This is a genomic window from Methylobacterium sp. B1, assembly GCF_000333255.1.
GTDB lineage: Bacteria > Pseudomonadota > Alphaproteobacteria > Rhizobiales > Beijerinckiaceae > Methylobacterium > Methylobacterium fujisawaense.
This window is the reverse complement of record NZ_BACT01000133.1, coordinates 1-17852: the sequence shown is the minus strand read 5'-3', so window position 1 is coordinate 17852 and position 17852 is coordinate 1. Positions and strand designations below refer to the sequence as shown.

Below are 17852 nucleotides of genomic sequence, written 5' to 3'. Positions count from 1 at the left end.
GAGGCGGAGCTTCGCGTCCTGGCCGGCATAGCGGTCGAGGAAGCCGATATACTCGTCGACGTGCCGGGGGATCACGTCGAAGAACAGACGCTTGGCCTCGCGCGGCTTGTTGTACATGAACAGGGCGAGCGATTCCGGCGTGCCGTACTTGAGCCACTCGTCGATGGTCAGGCCGTTGCCCTTCGACTTCGAGATCTTCTGGCCCTTCTCGTCGAGGAACAGCTCGTAGTTGAAGCCCTCCGGCGGCTCGCCGCCGAGCGCCCGGGCGATCTTGGCGGAGAGCTTGACCGAATCGATCAGGTCCTTGCCGGCCATCTCGTAATCGACGCCCAGCGCCACCCAGCGCATCGCCCAGTCGGGCTTCCATTGCAGCTTGGCGTGGCCGCCGGTCACCGGGGTCTCGTAGCGCTCGCCCGTGGCGGGATCGCGCCACGCGATGGTGCCGCTGCCGGCGTTCACCGCGTCGATCGGCACCTGCATCACGTGGCCGGTGACCGGGTGGAGCGGCAGGAACGGGGAGTAGCTCGCCGAGCGCTCGGCCCGCAGGGACGGCAGCATGATCTCCATGACGGCGTCGTAGCGCTCCGAGGGCGTGGCCGCGGTGCATGGCTCGGCCTTCGGGCTCGGCCCGAACCTGCGCATCTCCTACGCGACGTCGAACGCGGTGCTGGAGGAGGCCTGCCGGCGTATCCAGCGCTTCTGCGGCTCGCTGCGGTAGGGCCCTCCGGGCGATCCTTCCCGGGCGCGGACCCCGGTCCGCGCTCGGCGTGACGGGGCTCGCGCCCGCGCTCTTGCCCGCGCTCTCGGGGGCGCCCTCCGGTCGGCCGCGGGGCCCGCTGATACGCTTCGCCGCGGCCGCGGCGGCGCACGGATCGCCGCGCGGGCCACCGAAACGGTCCCGCCTCTGTTGCCGGCTCGGCTGTCACCCTCTACACGGGCTGTCCCCAGCGGCCGATGCGCCTGAAGGTTTCGCGAGCCCGCTCGGGCCTGCATGGCAGCGGGGTCGGCAGTGACGGGGCGGTCCGGACCAGTTCTCTGGACCGTTCCTGTGAGGCTCAGTGGGCCGAGTCGCTGCAGGAGTGTCGGGAGCGCGGGGAACAGGAACCGCGGGTTCGGCGCAAGGCCCACAAGATTCCCCGTCGACCGAGCGCCGGAGCCGTCCCGACGCCGCGATCTGACCCGTTCCGGGACAGGGCCGAACGCGACGGTTGCGGCTTCGTTCACGCTCCCGCGCGATGATGCGTCCGGGCCGGGGATCCGGTTCCGCGTAACCGCGTTCTCTCGGGCCTGACGACCATGCGAGCCCTGCTCACCAGCGGCATCAAGGCGATCCTCGGCATCGCCGCGCTCTCCACCGCCGCCCACTGGACCTTGCGCGTGCAGCGCGAGTCTGCCGCGCCCGCCACCGCAACGGCGCGCCCGGCCGAACCGACCGTGACCGGCTCCATCGAGCCGCGCCGGGTCGAGCGGGCCGCCGCGCTGGTCCCCGCCTCGGTGCCGGCCCCTGCGGCGGCGGTTCCGGTGGCGGCCGCGCGCGCCGCTCCGGGGCTCGACCAGTCGCATCTGGCTGCCCTGATCGCCGGCGCCACGCCGCCCAAGCCGAAGCTCGCCAAGACCGCGACCAAGACGGCCTCCGCCGAGAAGACGGCCTCCGCCGAGAAGACGGCCTCCGCCGAGAAGACGGCCTCCGCCGAGAAGGCCGCGGTGAAGCGCTGAGCTCCGCCCCGGCCCGGGCGATCGTGCGGGCTGCATGGTTCCCCTGCGCGGCGGCGGATACCGGCGAAGCGCCGGGCGTGGCAGTGAACCGGCCTCTACCGAGATGGGTCAGGCATGAGCACGCAGGTCGCGACCTCCGTCCCCGATGACATCGGCGCGCCGCGCGCCGCTCCGGAGGTCGACCTCGCCGGCCGCCGACGGATCGTCGGCATCGCGCTGATGTGCGGGGCCGTCGCCTTCTTCGCCAGCCTCGATGCCTGCGGCAAGACCCTGGCGCGGGCCGGCGTCGACCCGCTGGTCACCACCTTCATGCGCTACGCGGCCAGCGTCGCCATGATCTCCCTGTTCATCAACCCGGTGCGCACGCCGGGCGTGGTGAAGAGCCGGCGGCTGCCGTTGCAGATCGTCCGCTCGCTGCTGCTCTTCGCCTCCACGGCCCTGAACTTCCTGGCCCTGCGCTACCTGCAACTCGCCGAGACGATCTCGATCCAGTTCGCCGCGCCGCTCACCGTGGCGCTGCTCGCCGGGCCGCTGCTCGGCGAGTGGTCGTCGCGGGCGCGGCTCATGGCGATCGGCGTCGGCTTCCTGGGGGTGCTGGTGATCGTGCGCCCGGGCGTGGGCGGGATGCATCCGGCCGCGCTGCTGTGCGTCGCCAACGTCGTGGTCTACGCCTTCTACGCGATCATCACGCGCAAGCTCGCGGCCTACGATTCGACCGCCACGACCATGTTCTACACGGGGCTCGCGGGCCTCGCGCTGATGGCCCCGCTCCTGCCCTGGATCTGGACGAGCCCGGCGAGCCTGACCCACTGGGCCCTGCTGTTCGGGGTCGCGCTGTTCGGGACGCTGGGCCACTGGCTGCTGGTGATGGCCCATGCCCGGGCCCCGGCCAACGTGCTGGCACCGTTCATCTACACGCAGCTGCTGTGGTCGGTGACGCTGGGCTTCCTGCTGTTCGGCGACGTTCCGAGCCGCTGGACCGTGGCGGGCGCCATGATCGTCGTCGGCTCGGGCCTGTATCTCCTGGCGCAGGAGACGATCCGCCGGGACACGCGTCCGGCCGCCTGAGGCGGCCGGACGGTCCGGTGACGGATCGGGTCAGCGGCCCATGCGCTCCTGGCGCTCCATCCGCTCCTCGCGGCGGTTCTCGCGCGCACGCCGGGCCGGATCCGGATCGGTGCCGAGCACGCCGCCGACCGTGCCGGTGGCTGCGCCCACCGCGCCACCGACGACCCCGCCCACAGGACCGGCCGCAGCCGCGCCATCCTCGGCACCCCGCTGGGCGCCGCGGGCCGTGCCCTGGGCCTGCGCGGCGCCGGCAAAGGCGAGGGGCGCGAGGGCGAGGGTCGTGATCAGTAGCTTCTTCATGGGTCTGCTCCGGTCATACGGTCTGGGAGTCTCCGCGCCGCCTCGGGGCGCGGAGGATGTGCCTGTTCAACGGTTCAGGCGCCGATTGGTCCCATCCGCGGTCACGGGCGCGTGATCCGCGCTGCCGCTGGCCTCGGGCCGGAGCGGCTGATAGAGAACGGGTCATGCACGCTTCGCGCGCCCTGCGCGGCTTCGGCCGCCCGATCCGAATTACCGGCCCGGCCTCCGCCTGAGGGCCCGCTTCGGCGCGGCCGCGCGGAGGTCCGGGATCCTCCTGCCGCCTGACCCGATTCCGCCGGCCTTTCGCCGGCCCGACCGCCGATGCGAGATCCGATGACGACCCCCGAGACCGCGCCCGCCCGCGACTATTCCAAGACCCTGTTCCTGCCGCAGACCGAGTTCCCGATGCGCGCCGGCCTGCCGGTGCGCGAGCCGCTGTTCATCGAGCGCTGGAAGCGGATGGACCTCTACGGGAAGCTGCGCGCCGGCGGCCAGGGCCGGCCGAAATTCGTGCTCCACGACGGCCCGCCCTACGCCAACGGCAACATCCACATCGGCACGGCGCTCAACAAGATCCTCAAGGACGTGGTGGTCCGTTCGCAGACCGCCCTCGGCTTCGACGCCAACTACGTCCCGGGCTGGGACTGCCACGGCCTGCCGATCGAGTGGAAGATCGAGGAGCAGTACCGCGCCAAGGGCCGCAACAAGGACGACGTGCCGGTGATCGAGTTCCGGCAGGAATGCCGGACCTTCGCGGCCCACTGGCTCGACGTGCAGCGCGAGGAGTTCAAGCGGCTCGGCGTCACCGGCGACTGGGACCATCCCTACGCGACCATGGCGTACCCGGCCGAGGCGGTGATCGCCGACGAGCTGATGAAGTTCTCGATGAGCGGCCAGCTCTATCGTGGCTCGAAGCCCGTGATGTGGTCGGTGGTGGAGAAGACCGCGCTGGCCGAGGCGGAGGTCGAGTACGAGGAGCACGTCAGCGACACGATTTTTTGTGCTTTTCCGATCCGGTCCGGCGCCGAGGGTGATCTCGCGCAGGCCCGGGTGGTGATCTGGACGACCACCCCCTGGACGATCCCGGGCAACCGCGCGGTCGCCTACTCCAAGAAGATCGCCTACGGGCTGTATCGGGTCACCGAGGCGCCGGCCGACAACTGGGCGACCCCCGGCCAGACCTATGTCCTCGCCGACAGCCTGGCCGCGACCGTGTTCAAGGCCGCCCGCGTCGAGGCGTTCGCGCGCGTCGGCGACGTGAGCCCGGCGATGCTCGCCGCCCTCACCCTGGACCATCCCCTGGCCCAGCGCGGCTACGGCTTCGCGGTGCCGATGCTCGACGGCGACCATGTCACGGACGAGTCCGGCACGGGCTTCGTCCACACGGCGCCGAGCCACGGCCGCGAGGATTTCGAGCTCTGGATGGCGAGCGGCCGGTCGCTGCGCGAGCGCGGCATCGACACGACCATCCCCTACACGGTGGATGCGGACGGCGTGCTCACGGAGGCCGCCCCGGGCTTCACCGGCACCCGCGTGCTCACCGCCAAGGGCGAGAAGGGCGACGCCAACAAGGCGGTCATCGCCGCGCTGACCGAGGCCGGGGCGCTGATCGCCCGCGGGGTGCTGCGCCACCAATACCCGCATTCCTGGCGCTCCAAGAAGCCGGTGATCTTCCGCAACACGCCGCAATGGTTCATCGCCATGGACCGGCCGGTGGATTTGCTCGGCGACCGGACGCTCCGCGAGGTGGCCCTTCAGGGCATCGACGACACCCAGTGGGTGCCGGCCCAGGGCAAGAACCGCATCACCGGCATGGTCGCCAACCGGCCGGACTGGGTGGTCTCGCGCCAGCGCGCCTGGGGCGTGCCGATCACTGTGTTCGTCCACCGGGAGACGGCCGAGATCCTGAAGGATGAGCGCGTCAACGCCCGCATCCGCGACGCCTTCGCGGCCGAGGGCGCCGACGCGTGGTTCCAGGACGACGCCGCCCAGCGCTTCCTGGCGCCGGACCACGACCCGGCCGCCTACGACAAGGTCACCGACGTCCTCGACGTCTGGTTCGATTCGGGCTCGACCCACGCCTTCGTGCTGGACGATCCGGAGGCCTTCCCGGGCCTCGCCGGGGTCCAGCGCGTCCGCGACGGCGGGCGGGACCGGGTCATGTACCTGGAGGGCTCCGACCAGCACCGCGGCTGGTTCCAGTCCTCGCTGCTCGAATCCGCCGGGACCCGCGGCCGGGCGCCCTACGACATCGTCCTGACCCACGGCTTCGTGCTCGACGGCAAGGGCCTGAAGATGTCGAAGTCCAAGGGCAACGTCGTCGCGCCGCAGAGCGTCATCAAGGATTCGGGGGCCGACATCCTGCGCCTGTGGGTCGCCGCCTCCGACTACACCGACGACCTGCGCATCGGGCCGGAGATCATCAAGACCTTCGCGGAGACCTACCGGAAGCTGCGCAACTCCCTGCGGTGGATGCTGGGCTCGCTGGCCCACCGGGTTCAGGGCGACGACGTGGCCTACGCGGACATGCCGGAGCTGGAGCGGTTGATCCTGCACCGGCTCGCCGAGCTCGACGGCGAGATCCGCGAGGCCTACGCGGCCTTCGACACCAAGCGGGTGGTGGCGCTGCTCAACGGCTTCATGACCGGCGACCTGTCGTCCTTCTACTTCGATGTCCGCAAGGATGCCCTGTACTGCGATCCGATCTCCTCGGTCCGCCGCCGGGCGGCGCTGCAGGTGATCGACGAGGCCTTCCGGCGGGTGGCGATCTGGCTCGCCCCGGTGCTCGCCTTCACGGCCGAGGAGGCGTGGCTCGACCGCTACCCGTCCGAGGACGGCTCGGTGCATCTCCAGACGCTGCCGGAGACCCCGGCCGCGTGGCTCGACGCCGCCCTCGCGGAGCGCTGGCACAAGATCCGGCGGGTGCGGCGGGTCGTGACCGGCGCCCTGGAGATCGAGCGCGCGGCGAAGCGCATCGGCGCGAGCCTGGAGGCGGCCCCGCTTGTCTACGTCGCGGATCCCGAGTTGCTCGCCGCGCTCGAGGGCTGCGACTTCGCCGACACCTGCATCACCTCGGACATCACCGTGGTGGCGGGCGAGGGGCCGGCCGACGCCTTCCGCCTCGACGAGATCCGCGGCGTCGCCGTGGTGCCGAGCCCGGCCGAGGGGCGCAAATGCGCCCGCTCCTGGCGGGTGAGCCCCAGCGTTGGCAGCGATCCGGACTATCCGGACGTGACCCCCCGCGACGCCCGGGCCCTGCGCGAGTGGGACGCGGCGCATCCGGAGGCGAGCGCGGCGTGAAGAGGCGCGCGACGGTGCTCTCCCTCTCCTCCCTGCGGGGGAGAGTGGCCCTCGCGTCCGCGAGGGTCGGCAGAGGGGAGCCCGGCTTCCGGTCGCGGCGCGACCGTCTTGAAGCCCACAGCCTTTCTCTGCGCCGTCGCTCCCCTCTCTCCCGCTGCTGCGCAGGGTACCCTCCCCCGCAGAGGGGAGAGGGCGATGCGCCCGCACGGCACGGGTCGCGGGGTCGGCGCCCGTGACCCCCTTCCGCGCCGGCCTTCTGGCCCTCCTCCTCACCCTGCTCCTCGACCAGGCCTCCAAGCTCGGCCTCTATTTCGGCACCGACCTCGTGCTGACCCAGCCCTGGCGGCTGGCGCCGTTCGTCGACTTCGTCGTGGTCTGGAACCGGGGCGTCTCCTACGGCCTGTTCCAGCAGGAGGGCGGGATCGGGCGCTGGCTCCTCGTGGTCCTGTCGCTCGCCGCCGCGATCGGCCTCGGGATCTGGATGCGCCGGGCCGGCTCGCGGCTCCTCGGCGTCGCCCTGGGGCTCATCGTCGGCGGGGCGCTCGGCAACGCCATCGACCGGGCCGCCTACGGGGCGGTGTTCGACTTCGTCCACCTGCATGCCGGCGGCTGGTCCTGGTACGTGTTCAACGTCGCCGATGCGGCGATCGTGGCCGGCGTGATCGGCCTGATCCTCGACAGCCTGTCCCCGGACAGCCGCAAGGAGCGGCCGCTTCCGTCGCAGGGCGACCCCGCGCCGCGCCTGTGATCCGCGCAACACACAGGTCCACCTGCATGCCTGCCCTGGCGCAACGTGGCCAAGGCGCCATACGATCGCCGGAAACCGGTCTCAGGCCGGAACCCGTCGGATCAGGCCGCGCCGCGGTCATCCCAGAGCCGGACGCTCCGTCCGGAACCCGTGAGGCAGCATGACCGGGCATAGCAGGCTTCGTCCCCTCCTCTCCGCCGCGGTCGTCCTGGCCCCGCTCTGCGCCGGCACCGCGCAGGCGCAGGAGCGCGGCGAATTCATGCGCGACGCGCTGTCGGGCATCGGCCTCTTGGAGAAGCGCCAGGATCCGATCGACTATCACGAGCGCCCGCCGCTGGTGATGCCGCCCAAGATCGACGGCAAGGCCCTGCCCCAGCCCCGGGCGCGCTCCACCAGCACCGCGTGGCCGAAGGATCCCGAGATCGTCGAGCGCGAGCGCGCCGCCGTGGAGCGGCGTAATCCCAGGGGCGCCCAGGCCCAGGGCCGCTACGACGACAACAACGCGACGCTCTCCGTGGATGAGATGCGCGGCGGCCGCCGCGCCGGGGCGGGCCTCACGACCACGGCCGAGCGGAAGCCCGGCGACAACAACCGCGACGACAGCCTGCTCAGCCCCTTCGAGCTCCTGAAGGGCAAGAGCGCCAATGCCGAGCCGTCCGACATCGAGCCGAGCCGCGACACGCTCACGGATCCGCCGACCGGATACCGCCAGTCGCCCAAGAAGCTGGCCCGCCCGCCGTCGAGCGACCCGATCAACAACGCCAGCCGCGAACGCGAAGAGGCGGATCCCGGCGCGTATCTCCGGAAGCGCGCGCAGCAGTGACGGGGGCGCCGTGTCGCCGTTGCAACGACGACGCGGCATGGCAACATGAGATGATCGTCCCGGTACGGCTCTTGCCCACCGGAGACCAGGACGGCCCCGAACCACGAACGCGTCCTGTCGTGGAACGCTTCGATCCGGGGCCGGCAGAAGGAAAGCGGAATGCACCTGTTCAGGAAGGCGACGCCCCACCTCTTCCCGCTGCGTCCGGGTTCGTCCTTCGGCGGCAGCGCCGGCCGGGGCGAGGCCGCGCCGTTCGGGCGTTCCGAGGCGGGCGGACCGGAAGTGACGGCCTTCACCCTCGACAACGGCCTCGACGTGGTGGTCGTCCCCGACCACCGGGCCCCCGTCGCCACCCACATGATCTGGTACCGCAACGGCTCGGCCGATGATCCCCTCGGCCAGTCGGGCATCGCCCACTTCCTCGAGCACCTGATGTTCAAGGGCACCGAGAAACACCCCGTCGGGGCCTTCTCCAAGGCGGTGTCGGGCCTGGGCGGCCAGGAGAACGCCTTCACCAGCTACGACTACACGGCCTATTTCCAGCGGGTCGCCCGGGATCATCTCGGCACCATGATGGCGTTCGAGGCGGACCGGATGAGCGGCCTCGTCCTCGACGATGCCGTCGTGGCTCCCGAGCGCGACGTGGTGCTGGAGGAGCGCCGCATGCGGGTCGAGACCGACCCCTCCGCGCAGCTCTCCGAGGCGATGGCCGCCGGCCTGTTCGTGCACCATCCCTACGGCATCCCGATCATCGGCTGGATGCACGAGATCGAGGGCCTGAACCGCGAGCATGCGCTCGCCTACTACAAGCGCTTCTACACCCCCGAGAACGCCATCCTGGTGGTCGCGGGCGACGTCACCCCGGACGAGGTGCGTCGCCTCGCCGAGGACACCTACGGCCGCGTGACGCCCCAGGGCGCCCGGCCCGAGCGCCTGCGGGCGCGGGAGCCGGAGCCGAAGGCGCTGCGCCGCGTCGCCGTGGCCGACCCGAAGGTGGAGCAGCCGACCCTGCAGCGGCTCTACCTCACGCCCTCCTGCATCACCGCCCGCGACGGCGGCTGCCACGACCTGGAACTCCTCGCCGAGGTGCTGGGCGGCGGCTCGACCTCCTACCTCTACCGCAAGCTGGTCATGGAGAGCGGCCTCGCGGTGAATGCCGGCGCTTGGTACATGGGCTCGGCGATCGACGACACCCGCTTCTCCGTCTACGCGGTGCCCGCCGAGGGCGTGCCGCTGGAGAAGCTGGAGGAGGCCGTCGACAAGGTGCTGCGCCGCGCGCCCGCAGAGGCCCTGGACGCCGAGGCGATCGAGCGGGCCAAGACCCGCCTCGTGGCCGAGACCGTGTACTCCTCCGACAGCCAGTCGTCGCTGGCGCGCATCTACGGGTCTGCGCTCGCGATCGGCGAGACCATCGAGGAGGTCCGCCGCTGGCCGACCGATATCGAGGGGGTGACGCAGGACCGCCTCAAGACCGCCGCCGAGCGCTGGCTGACGCCGGCCCGCTCGGTGACCGGCTACCTGACCAAGGCGCAGGATCCGGACGCCCCGGTCGCGATGGCCGCCGAGTAGCCCCGGGCGCGTCCCGCCCGGCCCTCGGAGGGCCGGCACGGGGCGTGTGCCGAACGGGAGCCTTGGCCCGCTCCGCCGTCGCCCGAGAAAGAGACAAGAGGTTCCAATGAGCTTGGCCGAGACTCTGGTCGAGACCGCCGCCCCCGCCGCCACGTCGCCCACGACGGCGCTGCCGGTGACGACCGCCGCCGGCATCGAGGCGTGGCACGTCGAATCGCCGGTGGTGCCGATGATCGCCCTCGCCTTCACCTTCGAGGGCGGCGCCGCCCAGGACCCGGCGGGCAAGGCCGGCTGCGCCCAGATGCTGGCGCGGCTCCTCGATGAAGGGGCGGGCGACCTCACCTCCGATCTGTTCCAGGAGCGGCTGGCCGCCCGGGCCATCGAACTGTCCTTCCATGCCGGCGCCGACGCGGTCGGCGGCTCGCTGAAGATGCTGGTCAAGCATGCCGACGAGGGCATCGCCCTCCTCGCCCTGGCGCTGGCCAAGCCCCGCTTCGATCCGGACGCGATCGAGCGGGTTCGGGCCCAGATCATCGCCGGCCTGCGCTACCAGCAGAACGATCCGGGCGTCCTGGCCTCGCGGCGCTTCTTCAAGGAGGCCTTCGCCGGCCACCCCTACGCCCGACCCTCCTCAGGCACCGTGGAGAGCGTCGCGGCGATCACCCGCGAGGACCTGCTGGAGATGCATGCCCGCATCATCGGGCGCGGCCGGGTCAAGGTCGCGGCCGTCGGCGCCATCGGGGCGGAGCAGCTCGCCGAGGGTCTGAACCGCGCCTTCGGGGCGCTCCCCGAGGCCGGGGCGCTGAAGGCGGTGCCGCGGACCGAGGTCCAGGATCTCGGCCGCCGCATCGTCGTCGACCTCGACGTGCCCCAGTCGGTGATCCGGTTCGGCATGGCCGGCGTGCCCTGGCGGGACCCGGATTTCATCCCGGCCTACGTGCTGAACCACATCCTCGGGGGCGGCGCCTTCACGTCCCGCCTGTTCCAGGAGGTGCGCGAGAAGCGCGGGCTGGCCTACTCGGTGGGGACCTCCCTGGTCAGCCACCGGTCCGCCGCGATGACCTGGGGCTACACCGCCACCAAGAACGAGCGCGTCGGCGAGGCGCTGTCGGTGATCGGCGACGAGATCGGCCGGCTCATCACCGACGGGCCGGACGACGACGAATTGCAGAAGGCCAAGGACTACCTCACCGGCTCCTACGCCCTGGGCTTCGACACCTCGACCAAGATCGCCCACCAGCTGGTGCAGATCGCCTTCGAGGAGCTCGGCATGGACTACATCGCCCGCCGCAACGCCATGGTCTCGGCCGTGACCCAGGCGGATATCCGCCGGGCCGCCGCCCGCACCTTCGCGGACGGCAAGATGCTGGTGGTCGCCGCCGGCCGTCCGGTCGGGCTCTGAGCTTTCGGAGCGGACCATCGAGGCGGTCGACCGCGAGGCCGTCCGCTCCAACCCTTCATCCTGGAGGCTGAACGATCGTCGATCGTTCAGCCTCGCAGGTGCTGTCCAGGGCCCGCACGGCTGGCTGGAAGACCTGTCCCAGTCCCCGCGCACGGCGTCGGCATCTCCGGACCGGATTGCGCCCGGACGAGGCGCCTTCCGACGCGATGTCGATCGGCCCGGAAGCCTCGGTGCTCGCAGTGCCGGCGGGGATCCCTACCTGAGACGCATCGGCGTCAACCCCCGGATCGACATGCACCTCACCGGCCTCCATCACCTCACGGCGGTGACCGCCCGCGCGGCCGAGAACGTCGCCTTCTACACCGGGACGCTGGGCCTGCGCCTCGTCAAGAAGACGGTGAATCAGGATGACGTCTCGGCCTACCACCTGTTCTACGCGGACGGGCTGGCGAGCCCCGGCACGGACATCACCTTCTTCGACTGGCCGGCGCCCCCGGAGCGGCGGGGCTCCAACAGCATCACCCGCACGCATCTGCGTGTGCCCGGCGAAGGCGCAGTGGCCTGGTGGCACGCCCGGCTGCGCGAGGCCGGGTTCGTCGAGGCCGAGCCCGCCCTGCGCGACGGGCGCCTCACCCTCGACTTCGAGGATCCGGAGGGTCAGCGCCTCGCCCTGGTCGATGACGGCGGGACCGGGCCGGAGCATCCCTGGGACGGCTCGCCGGTGCCGGCGGCCTACCAGATCCGCGGCCTCGGCCCGATCCGGCTCTCGGTGCCGGACCCGGCCCGCACCGCCGCGGTGCTGACCGAGGTGCTCGGCATGCGTCGGGACCGCGTCTTCGAGACGGGCGACGGGCCGGTGGCGGTCTACGCCATGGGGCCCGGCGGCCCGGCCGCGGAGGTCCAGCTCCTGGCCGATCGGTCCGCGCCGGCCCGCCAGGGCGCGGGCGCGGTTCACCACGTCGCCTTCCGCATCCCGGATGCGGATTACGGCGGCTGGGCCGACCGGCTCAAGGCCGCCCGGGTTCCGACCAGCGGGCCGGTGGACCGCTACTACTTCCGCAGCCTCTACTTCCGCGAGCCCAACGGCATCCTGTTCGAGATCGCCACGGATGGGCCCGGCTTCACCGCGGACGAGCCGCTGGAGACCCTGGGCGACCGCCTCGCCCTGCCGCCCTTCCTTGAGCCGCGCCGGGCCGAGATCGAGGCGGGATTGAAGCCGCTCCACCCCGGAACCGCCGGCTGATCGCGCCGCGCGAGGCCCGGCGGGCGGCAACCCTCCCATGTCCGGAGCGGTGCTGCAGACCTTCCGCGAAGACGCTAAATATTCGAACGATTCCAGGCCGTTCACTTCTTTCGCGAGTGTGATCCCGGCGCGCCTTGACGGGCGTGCTGCAACTGCGAAAGAAGCAGCGCGCGTGTGTCATCTGGATCCGGGCGGGCTCTCTCGTCGAGGATCCACCCCCGCCCGAGCGGGGCGGCGGGGATCCGCCGAACCACGGCCCCCGAATCGTCGGGACCGTGAGCCGAGCATCAGAGGATTCGAGGGCTGATCCGTCGATGAGCAAGTTCTACGAGGAGCGCGTCCTGTCGGTCCACCATTGGACCGACAATCTGTTCTCGTTCCGCACGACCCGCGACCCGGCGTTCCGGTTCCGCAACGGCGAGTTCACCATGATCGGCCTGGAGGTCGAGGGCCGGCCGCTGCTGCGCGCCTATTCCGTGGTCTCGGCCAATTACGAGGAGGAACTGGAGTTCTTCTCGATCAAGGTCCAGGACGGCCCGCTGACCTCGAAGCTCCAGCATCTCAAGGTCGGCGACCCGATCATCGTCGGCAAGAAGCCCACCGGCACCCTGGTGCTCGACAACCTCCTGCCGGGCAAGAACCTCTATCTGCTCGGCACCGGCACGGGGCTCGCGCCGTTCCTGTCGATCATCAAGGATCCGGAGGCTTACGAGCGCTTCGAGAAGGTCGTGCTGGTCCATGGCTGCCGGCAGGTGCAGGAACTCGCCTACGGCGAGACCATCACCGAGACGCTGCCCAAGCACGAATTCCTGGGGGAGATGATCTCGAACCAGCTGATCTACTACCCGACCGTGACCCGCGAGCCGTTCCGCAACCGCGGCCGGATCACCGACCTCATGGTCTCGGGCAAGCTGTTCGAGGATATCGGCCTGCCGGACATGTCGATCGAGAACGACCGGTTCATGCTGTGCGGCAGCCCCGACATGATCCGCGACACGCGCGAGCTGCTCTCGGGCCGCGGCTACGAGGAGGGCAACCACGGCGAGGCCGGTCACTACGTGATCGAGAAGGCCTTCGTGGAGAAGTAGCCCGCCGCGCAGGTCGGTTTCGGGTTCAGCCCGGTGCGGTCCGCCGCGCCGGGCTTTTCTGTGCCGGCCCGTCCCCGGATCCGGTCGCGGGGGCGGGGCGCAGGATCGCCCCGTATCCCTCCTGATCGTCGCCGACGAAGCGGATGCCCGCCCCTTCGAGGACCGTGCGGATCGCCGCGAGGGTCCGGTTGCGGGGCTGGACCTGTTCGCTCTCGATCATGTTCAGGGTGACGACGGAGACCGCGGCGCGGCTCGCGAGAACCCCTTGCGTCCATTTGAGAAGTCCGCGGCCGGCGCGGATCTGGGCGGCAGTGATCATGGCTCCGGCATCGCCCGAACTGAAAGAATTTTCAAGTTTCCGGTTGACGCAGGTCGAGCGCGGCCGTATCCACCCCGCCATCGGCCTGCCGGGCCGGTGATCCGAGGTTATCGCACCCTTGGGACGTCCGCGGCCGGCGAGCCGCGGGGGTGAAACGCCCAGTCCGCCTCGATCGGACATGACCGGCAGACCTCTGATATTCATCGGCGCGGGCCGGAGACGCTCGGTTATCCCTGTCACGGATCCCCCCGAGCCTCATCGACACGCCCGCGTCACCCGCAGCCCCGTTCGGACGGAGCCTGGCATGAAACAGCACGACGGAATCGGCGTCGCGGCGTTCGCCCGTCCCGGGCTGATGCGACCGTTACGGTCGTATCGCGGGGCTCTCGGCCCGAGAGGCTGAGCGCGTCCGGGCGGAGCCCGGCGCCGCCGACGCGGTTCCCACGCGCGTCTCGAGGACCCTGCGGGCCGGCAGGGGACGGTTATCATCGGTAGAGCGCCGCGGGCTTGTCCCGCGGAGGTTGCGGGTTCGATCCCCGCCGGGGGCCGCGAGGTCGCCGGAGCTCATGCCCGTCCCCGACACCACGACCGCAGGGCCCCGCGAGACGATCGTGGAGCCGACCGTGCGCGGATCCCGACCGACGATGCGGGCCGGAGAGGAACGGTTATCCTGACGCAGGAGGAGGTCGCGGGTTCGAATCCCGCCGGGCCGCGAGGCCCGTAGCTCAGCCCGGATAGAGCGCCCAGACACCGTTCCTCACGCCACGACCGCATCGCCCGGACGCGGGCCGGAAGACGAAGGTTCTCGGGATCCGAGGGGTGCGGGTGCAAGTCCCGCCGGGCCGTCAGGCCCGTCGCTCAAGCAGAGCATCGGACAAGCCCTTCGTCGCCGCCACGCCCGCAGCCGGACGGAAACCCGCCCCCGACGACACGAGAGACCGGCCGCCCGGCAGCGGCGGAGGACGACGCGCTGCGGCCGCGTCCCCCGCCCGTCCGCGCGCGCCGAAACGCGCCACCGGCCGGCGATCGGCCGCGATGGAGAGAGGAGAGACAGAGAGGAGCCCGCCATGACGAAGCTTGCACAGATGTTCCGGCTCCGAGCCACCCCGCAGGCGGAGCCGATCCCCGGCACGGTGCCGAACGCAGCCGGGGGCCACGCCTTCGCGGTCGGCGACTGGGCGCGGTTCGACCGCTTCCTGGTGCTCGGCTCCGAGGGCGGCTCGTACTACGCGAGCCCGCGCGCCCTGACCGCCGAGAACGCGGCTTCCGTGCAGCGGTGCATCGCGCAGGACGGCGCCCGCGCGGTCGCCGCCATCGTGGCGGTGAGCGAGGGCGGCCGGGCTCCGAAGCAGGATCCGGCGATCTTCGCCCTGGCGCTGGCGGCCGCTTCGGCGGATCTGGCGACCCGGCGCGCGGCGCTCGCGGCCCTGCCCCGGGTCTGCCGCACCGGCACCCACCTGTTCCAGTTCGCCGCGTCCGTCGAGGCGATGCGCGGCTGGGGCCGGGGCCTGCGCCGGGCCGTCGGCGGCTGGTACTGCGCCAAGCCCGTGGAGGCCCTGGCCTTCCAGGCGGTGAAGTACCGGGCCCGTCAGGGCTGGTCGCACCGCGACCTGCTGCGGCTGGCCCATCCGGAGACGGAGGAGCCCGCCCGGAAGGCGCTGTTCGACTGGATCTGCCGCGGCACCGTGACCGAGGCCGCCCCCGGGATCGTCCACGCCTTCGCGCAGGTGCAGGCGGAGGGCATCGACGGGGCGGTGGCCGCCGCCCTGGTGCGCTCGCACGGCCTGCCCTGGGAGGCGCTGCCGACCGGGCTGATGGGCAGCCGCGCGGTGAACGAGGCCCTGATCGAGCGGATGCCGGTCGGAGCCCTCGTGCGCCAGCTCGGCCGCCTGACGGCCGCGGGGGTGCTCGCGCCCTTCTCGGAGGGCACCGAGCACGTCCGGTCGGTCCTGTCGGACCGGGAGCGCATCCTCCGGTCGCGCCTCCACCCGATGGCGCTGCTGCTGGCTCTCAAGACCTACGCCTCCGGGCGCGGTCAGCGGGGCACGCTCGCCTGGGAGCCGGTGGCCGCGATCGTCGAGGCGCTGAACGCCGCGTTCTACACGGCGTTCAGCGCGGTGGAGCCCACGGGCCGGCGCCTCGTGCTGGCGCTGGACGTCTCGGGTTCGATGGGCGCCAGCACGGTCGCGGGCTCGACGCTCACGGCCCGGGAGGCGGCCGCCGCGATGGTGCTCGTCACCGCGGCGACGGAGGAGCACTGGCAGGTGCTCGGCTTCACCGACGGTCTGACGCCCCTGGCGATCGGCCCGTCGATGCGGCTCGATCAGGCGGTGCGGGCGACCGCCGACCTGCCGTTCGGCGCCACCGACTGCGCCCTGCCGATGCGCTGGGCGCTGGAGCGGGGCGTGAAGGCCGACGCGTTCGTGGTCTACACGGACTCGGAGACCTGGGCGGGGTCGGTCCACCCGGTCCAGGCCCTGCGGGCGTACCGGGAGAAGACCGGGATCCCGGCGAAGCTGGTGGTCGTGGGGCTGGTCTCCAACGGCTTCAGCATCGCCGACCCGGCGGATCCCGGCATGCTCGACGTGGTCGGCTTCGACGCGGCGGCGCCGGCCGTGATCGCGGAATTCATCCGCGCGTGAGACCGGGGCGGGCGGCTCTTCCGGGCTGCCCGCCCTATTGCTGCGGGACCCCCTGCATCCCGTCCGCGAAGGGGCCGCCGCCGGCGCTGAACAGCTTGCGCAGGAAGCCCGGGGCGATCGCCGAGAGCGGGTTCACGCTCACGTCCGGCGAGGCGAGCTTGCCGGAGACGCGGAAATTGACCGCGAACAGGCCCTCGTTGTGCCCGCCCCCGAGCAGCGGCCCGAGCAGGGGCAGCTGCGAGGCCACGTTGTTCAGGCCGTAGAGCGGCACGAAGGTGCCGGTCATGTCGGTGCGCTCGCGGCCGGTATCGAGCCAGCCCGACAGGGTGAAGCCCATGGCGGCGTTCGAGATCGCCGCGTCGCTGAAATCGACGCGGGTGCCGGTGCGCACGAAGTTTGCGCGCATGCGATCGAAGCTGACGTCGCCCGCCCCCCGGCCCGGGGCGACCCGGCGGCCGCGGGCCGTCTCCGTGTCGGTCGGCTCCGGGCCCTGCGCCATGATGCTCGACAGCGCCGGCTCGTTGCGCAGGATGAAGTCGCGGATCTGCACGACGCCGGATTGCGGACCGTCGTTGAGGCCGATCCCGGCATTGAGCCGGCCGCCATACATGCGCCGGTACACGTCGACGAACCGCAGCGTCGCGCCGGCATCGGCCGAGTCCACCGCGAGCGTCGGCACGCCGCGCTCGCCGCGGGTGACCGTGGCGGCGAAGGGCGCGGCGCGGAACCGCCCGGTGATGGTGGCGGCGCGCAGCGTCTTCCCGTGCAGGGCGAGCTTCAGGGTGGCGCCGGTCAGGGCCTCCTCGTTGAAGCCGGTGACGATGGGCACCTGGATGTCGGCATCGACATCCTTCGGGTTCGCGTCTTTCGCATCCCGGCCGCCCTTGGGATCGGGGGCGCCCAGGGATTTCAGGAACGGCCTTGCATCGACCACCGCGCCCCGGACCACGACCTTGTAGCCGCCGCCGGTCCGGTCGAGGCTCACGCGCAGGTCGTCGCCGGGGGAGAGCTTGACGTTGGTGAGATCCGCCCGCTCCAGGCCGCCCTCGGGCGTGATCGAGACGGTGCCGCGCGCGCTCGCGGGGGCCGCGTCGAGGGCGAAGTCGCGCAGGTCGAAGCTCTGGCCGCTGTCGACGAGGGTGAAGCTGAGCCGCCCCGGCTTGCCCGCGGGCTTCGTGAGCCCCGGGATCAGCCCGTCGATCCCGGCCTTGGCCAGATCCGCCTCGACCCGGATCGGTGGCTTGCCGGATCCCGGCCGGCCGATCGGCACCACCGCGCGGACCGGGATCGTGCCGGTGAGCTGCGGCGCGGTCGGCAGGCCCTTGCGGCCGCGGACCGCCTCGTCGAGCGAGACGTTGACCACCGCCTCGCCGGGCTGCCCGACCTTCGGCTGGCGCAGGTCGACCGACATGGGGGCGCCCGCGACCCGGCCGTCGCCCTTCAGCGTGAAGGCGCCCCGGTCGTAGGCGAGGTTGAACTTGCCCGACTCGAGCCTGTCTCGGCCCATCACCTTGTCGACCGAGAGGTCGGCGAGCGTGCCGATCAGCGTCACCGGCAGGTCCGGCAGGTCGGGGATGTGCTTGAGATCGAGGGGGAAGTCGACGCGCAGGTCGGCGCTGCCCTTGATCGGGCGG

At 71.8% G+C, this 17852-nt stretch carries 12 protein-coding genes, 2 tRNA genes and 3 pseudogenes; 13 read left to right on the top strand and 4 right to left on the bottom strand.

All coding sequences use genetic code 11. The features are described 5' to 3' along the window. Positions 1–585: pseudogene (lysK, locus tag I53_RS04040) on the bottom strand (lysine--tRNA ligase); the annotation flags it as partial. On the opposite strand from lysK, the pseudogene I53_RS32330 reads away from it, so the two are divergent. The 3 genes and pseudogenes from I53_RS32330 to I53_RS04030 all read left to right on the top strand — a co-directional run. After that, positions 584–718: pseudogene (locus tag I53_RS32330) on the top strand (aspartate transaminase); the annotation flags it as partial. The pseudogenes lysK and I53_RS32330 sit on opposite strands and share 2 nt — an antisense overlap. A gap of 578 nt (positions 719–1296) precedes the next feature. Beyond that, positions 1297–1716 carry a hypothetical protein gene (locus tag I53_RS04035; RefSeq protein WP_051044658.1) on the top strand — a complete coding sequence of 140 codons (420 nt, stop codon included), beginning with the start codon at positions 1297–1299 and terminating at the stop codon, positions 1714–1716. Between the two features lie 114 nt (positions 1717–1830). Beyond that, a complete protein-coding gene (locus tag I53_RS04030; protein ID WP_043346933.1) occupies positions 1831–2784 on the top strand; it encodes a DMT family transporter in 954 nt (317 codons plus the stop codon). 30 nt (positions 2785–2814) lie between these two features. Here the strand turns inward: I53_RS04030 and I53_RS04025 are convergent, their stop codons facing one another. Continuing rightward, positions 2815–3084 carry a hypothetical protein gene (locus I53_RS04025; protein WP_043346930.1) on the bottom strand — a complete coding sequence of 90 codons (270 nt, stop codon included), beginning with the start codon at positions 3082–3084 and terminating at the stop codon, positions 2815–2817. Between the two features lie 333 nt (positions 3085–3417). On the opposite strand from I53_RS04025, the gene ileS reads away from it, so the two are divergent. The 7 genes from ileS to I53_RS03990 all read left to right on the top strand — a co-directional run bounded on the left by ileS (position 3418) and on the right by I53_RS03990 (position 13257). Continuing rightward, positions 3418–6384, top strand: coding sequence for an isoleucine--tRNA ligase (gene ileS / locus I53_RS04020; protein WP_043346929.1), 2967 nt, complete (start codon positions 3418–3420; stop codon positions 6382–6384). A 232-nt stretch (positions 6385–6616) separates the two neighbouring features. Beyond that, positions 6617–7132, top strand: coding sequence for a signal peptidase II (gene lspA, locus I53_RS04015; protein WP_043346927.1), 516 nt, complete (start codon positions 6617–6619; stop codon positions 7130–7132). A gap of 160 nt (positions 7133–7292) precedes the next feature. Then, positions 7293–7955, top strand: coding sequence for a hypothetical protein (locus I53_RS04010; RefSeq protein WP_043346925.1), 663 nt, complete (start codon positions 7293–7295; stop codon positions 7953–7955). Between the two features lie 159 nt (positions 7956–8114). Next, a complete protein-coding gene (locus I53_RS04005) occupies positions 8115–9524 on the top strand; it encodes a pitrilysin family protein (RefSeq protein ID WP_043346924.1) in 1410 nt (469 codons plus the stop codon). 106 nt (positions 9525–9630) lie between these two features. Then, positions 9631–10926, top strand: coding sequence for a pitrilysin family protein (locus tag I53_RS04000; protein WP_043346921.1), 1296 nt, complete (start codon positions 9631–9633; stop codon positions 10924–10926). A 292-nt stretch (positions 10927–11218) separates the two neighbouring features. Then, a complete protein-coding gene (locus tag I53_RS03995; protein ID WP_043346919.1) occupies positions 11219–12169 on the top strand; it encodes a ring-cleaving dioxygenase in 951 nt (316 codons plus the stop codon). A 314-nt stretch (positions 12170–12483) separates the two neighbouring features. Further along, on the top strand, positions 12484–13257 hold the full coding sequence (locus I53_RS03990; RefSeq protein WP_043346916.1) for a ferredoxin--NADP reductase: 774 nt from the start codon (positions 12484–12486) through the stop codon (positions 13255–13257). Positions 13258–13282: 25 nt separating this feature from the next. Here I53_RS03990 and I53_RS03985 read toward each other — a convergent pair whose 3' ends face one another. Further along, complete coding sequence (locus I53_RS03985; RefSeq protein WP_043346915.1) at positions 13283–13576, bottom strand: helix-turn-helix transcriptional regulator; 294 nt, start codon at positions 13574–13576, stop codon at positions 13283–13285. Positions 13577–14222: 646 nt separating this feature from the next. On the opposite strand from I53_RS03985, the gene I53_RS32950 reads away from it, so the two are divergent. From I53_RS32950 to I53_RS03980, 3 genes are all read left to right on the top strand, one after another. Next, positions 14223–14290, top strand: a tRNA-Ser gene (locus I53_RS32950). Next, positions 14291–14422 (top strand) — tRNA-OTHER (locus I53_RS32945). A gap of 221 nt (positions 14423–14643) precedes the next feature. Continuing rightward, on the top strand, positions 14644–16218 hold the full coding sequence (locus I53_RS03980; RefSeq protein ID WP_043346913.1) for a TROVE domain-containing protein: 1575 nt from the start codon (positions 14644–14646) through the stop codon (positions 16216–16218). Between the two features lie 34 nt (positions 16219–16252). Here I53_RS03980 and I53_RS03975 read toward each other — a convergent pair. Then, positions 16253–17852 (bottom strand): annotated as a pseudogene (locus I53_RS03975) (hypothetical protein); the annotation flags it as partial.